Consider the following 3,858-nt stretch of genomic DNA (forward strand, 5'->3'; position numbering starts at 1 on the left):
TCGACGGGTCAGGCGGCCCCAGACTCGACGTGCCATCCTGATCGCGAGAGGCGATGAGCGATGCGCCGTGACGAGATCTGGCTGCGCCTCCGCCACCGCCTGCGACTGGCGGCCCGGCGGATCTGGCCGGCCATGCCCACCACCCGCGCCGAGCTGCGCCGACTGCTCCGGCGCGACGCGGCCCAGATCGGCCGCCTCACCGGCGCGGCCGTGCTCGCCTACGTCGCGGCGCGCCTGCTCTATCCCAAGGTCATCGACCTCACCGCGCCGCTCACCGCGCTCCTCGTCGTGCAGGTCTCGACGGTCCGCACCCTGAAGATGGGGTTCGTCAGGGTCGGCGCGGTGCTCGTCGGCGTCCTCGTCGCGATCGCCCTCTCCGGCTACTACGGCCTGTCGTGGTGGAGCCTCGGCGCCGTCATCGCGGCATCGCTCGTGCTCGCCAAGGTGCTGCGGCTCGGCGAGCAGCTGCTCGAGGTGCCGATCAGCGGGATGCTGATCCTCGGGGTCAGCTCCCACGGCCTCGCCGCGGAGACGCGCATCGTCAACACCCTCATCGGCACGGCGATCGGTGTCGCCTTCAGCCTGCTCGTGCCGGTCACGATCCCGAACACCCGGGCCCGGGACACGGTCCGCGACGTCGCCCGGTCGCAGGCCCAGCTGCTCGACCAGGTCGCGTTGACGCTCTCCGCGCGGGCTCCCTCCGCCGAGGAGACGGAGGCGTGGCTGCGGGTGGCGGACACGATCGGTGACGACGTCATCGCCGCGCGGACCGCGGTCGACGAGGCGGAGGAGCGCCGCAAGCTCAACCCGCGCGCGCTCGTCGCACTGCGAATCGCCCCGGAGCTGCGGGTCGCCCTCGACCGGCTGGCCCGCTGCCGCACGGCCGAGCACGTCCTGCTCGTGATGATCCGACGGGCGTGGAGCACGATCGCGGCCGAGGAGGACCGGGCCGCCGCCCTGCGCGGCGCCTTCGCCGTCGTGCTCGACTCGCTCGGCGAGGGCCTGGACGCCTTCGCCGACCTCATCAGCAGCGACCGGATCGAGTCGGCCGAGCAGGCCCTCGGGCGGCTCCATGAGGTCGTCGGCGAGACCCGCGCCATGCTGACCGACCTCATCCTCGTCGACATCGAGGCCCGCCCCGGCAGCGACACCTGGATGCTGCAGGGCTCGGTCCTCGCCGCCGTCGACCAGGTCCTGCAGCAGCTCGACCTCGAACATCCGGAGCAGACCGCGCCCGCGTGGAGCCGCCGGCCCAGCCTCGAGCGGATGCCGCGCACCGTCGCCGAGACCGGACAGCGCCTCAGTGAGCCGGTGCGCCGACAGATCGCCGCCGTCCGGCGCGACCGCGGGGAGCGCTGAGCCCAGTTGCGCTGGAAGGAAACTCAGCGGCATACGACATCTTCGGTATGCCGCTGAGCCGAGTCCGCGGCAGCGCTCGCTCCCCGCATGGAAAAGGAGAGGACCACTCCTCTCCATTACCAACGTATAGCGCACTGGGGGTCTTGCGGCAAGGCCCCCGTGCTGGCTCAGAATGACGGCCCGAGGCAATCCCGCCCCTCGATCGGAGCTGATGACGTGGACCGCCTGACCACCGCCTTTGCCCTGCCCGCCCACCTCGCCGCCAAGGCCGACCCCGCGCTCATCACCGAGGACGAGGAGCGCTTCGCCGCCATCGCGGAGAGCCTCGAGGCGACCATCGCCGACCTGTCCGACCAGCTCGAGGAGGTGCGCCGGCGGCCCGGGGGCTCCGGGCAGCACGCCCTCGACCGGGACCAGGAGATCCATCGGCTCTCGGCCCGCCTGCGCGCGCTGCGACGCTTCGGGATCGACCTGTGCCTCGGGCACGTCGTCCCGGCCGACGGGTCGCCGCCCGTCTACGTCGGGCGGCTCGGGCTCAAGGACGACGAGGGGCAGCAGCTGCTCGTCGACTGGCGCACCCGCGCTGCCGAGCCCTTCTTCGCCGCGACGCACGGCAACCCGATGGGCCTGACCCGGCGGCGTCGCTACCGGTGGGCACGCGACCGGGTCGTCGACTACTGGGACGAGGTGTTCACCCCTGGCGGTCTCGAGGGGCTCGAGCGCGCAGCGCTGGACGACCAGTCGGCTTTCATCGCCAGCCTCGGCGGCGCGAGGTCGGCCCGGATGCGGGATGTCCTCGCCACCATCCAGGCGGACCAGGACGCGATCATCCGCGCCGGGTCCCGCGGTCCTCTCGTCGTCGACGGGGGTCCGGGAACCGGCAAGACCGTCGTCGCGCTGCACCGCTCGGCCTACCTGCTCTATGCCGACCCCCGGCTCGGCCACCGACGTGGGGGCGTGCTGTTCATCGGGCCGCACGAGCCCTATCTCGCCTATGTCTCGGACGTGCTGCCGAGCCTCGGCGAGGAGGGGGTGCAGACGGGCACGCTGCGCGACCTTCTCCCCGAAGGGGCGGCAGCCACGGATGAGCCTGACCCCGAGGTCGCGCGCCTGAAGGCCCGCACCGAGATGGTGGCCGCGGTCGAGCCGGCCGTCCGGTTCTATGAGGAGCCGCCCCGCGACCGGCTGACCGTCGAGACGCACTGGGGTGAGGTCAGGGTCGGCCCCGCGGAGTGGCAGGAGGCGTTCCGCGCGCCGGCCCCGGGCACGCCCCACAACGAGGCACGCGACGACATCCTCGACGAGCTCGTCGCGATCCTCGTCGACCAGCTCGACCTCGACGAGGACGTGTCGACGGAGGAGGTGGCGGCGTCGCTGCGGCGCAACGAGGAGCTGGCGTTCGCCCTCAACCGGGCGTGGCCCATGCTCGAGGCGACCGATGTCGTCGCGGACCTGTGGTCGGTGCCGGCCTATCTGCGCCGGTGCGCGCCGGGGCTGTCTGCCGACGAGGTGCGGCGGCTGCAGCGCCCCGCACCGGAGGCCTGGACCCGCTCGGACCTGCCGATCCTCGACGTCGCCCGGCAGCGGCTCGGCGACCCGGGGGCGTCTCGTCGCCGGCGGCGGGAGGAGGCGATCCTCGCCGACCAGCGCGCCCAGATGGCGAAGGTCGTGGACCACCTCATCGAGACGGACGGCTCCGAGATGCACCTGATGTCCATGCTGCGCGGCGAGGATCTCGCCGCCGCCCTGGTCGACGGCGCGGCCCTCGCACGCCCCGAGCCGGACCTGCTCGCCGGCCCGTTCGCCCACGTCGTCGTCGACGAGGCCCAGGAGCTCACGGACGCCGAGTGGCAGATGGTGCTGTCCCGTTGCCCCTCACGCAGCCTGACGATCGTCGGCGACCGGGCGCAGGCGCGGCACGGGTTCACCGAGAGCTGGGCCGAGCGGCTCTCGCGGGTCGGCCTGGAACGGGTCCGGTTGTCCTCCCTCAGCATCAACTACCGGACACCGGCCGAGGTCATGGCCGAGGCGGCGCCGGTCATCCGGGCGGCCATCCCGGACGCGAACGTGCCCACCTCAGTGCGGGAGAGCGGCATACCGGTCCTGCACGGCTCCGCGGCGGAGCGGGACACCCTGCTGGAGCGGTGGCTCGCCGCCCACGAGGACGGCATCGCTTGTGTCATCGGCGATCCGACGTTCGGCGGGCTGCCGCGCGTGCGGTCCCTCACTCCGGAGCTGGCCAAGGGGCTGGAGTTCGACCTCGTCGTCCTCGTCGACCCGGACGCGTTCGGGACGGGGATCGAGGGAGCCGTGGACCGTTATGTCGCCATGACTCGCGCCACCGGGCAGCTGGCGATCCTGACGACGGGCTGAGACCCGCTGAGGGCCGCCGCGGCGGGATCCTGCTGAGCGGCTTACGGCTGGCTGCGGACGTTGCAGCGCGTCCTGAGGTGCTGTGCCGGCCCCTGCGTCACTGCTCACTCTGAGTGAGCAGTGACG

2 protein-coding genes are annotated in these 3,858 nt (G+C 72.8%); both read left to right on the forward strand.

The features are described 5' to 3' along the window. The first annotated feature begins 60 nt into the window (after positions 1-60). A complete protein-coding gene (locus N864_RS20005; RefSeq protein ID WP_051518847.1) occupies positions 61-1,359 on the forward strand; it encodes an FUSC family protein in 1,299 nt (432 codons plus the stop codon). A 216-nt stretch (positions 1,360-1,575) separates the two neighbouring features. After that, positions 1,576-3,732 (forward strand): RNA polymerase recycling motor ATPase HelR, encoded by a 2,157-nt coding sequence (gene helR / locus N864_RS20010; RefSeq protein WP_034721538.1) that lies wholly within the window; start codon positions 1,576-1,578, stop codon positions 3,730-3,732. Positions 3,733-3,858 lie beyond the last annotated feature (126 nt).

The organism is Intrasporangium chromatireducens Q5-1 (assembly GCF_000576575.1).
GTDB classification, from domain to species: Bacteria; Actinomycetota; Actinomycetes; order Actinomycetales; family Dermatophilaceae; genus Intrasporangium_A; species Intrasporangium_A chromatireducens.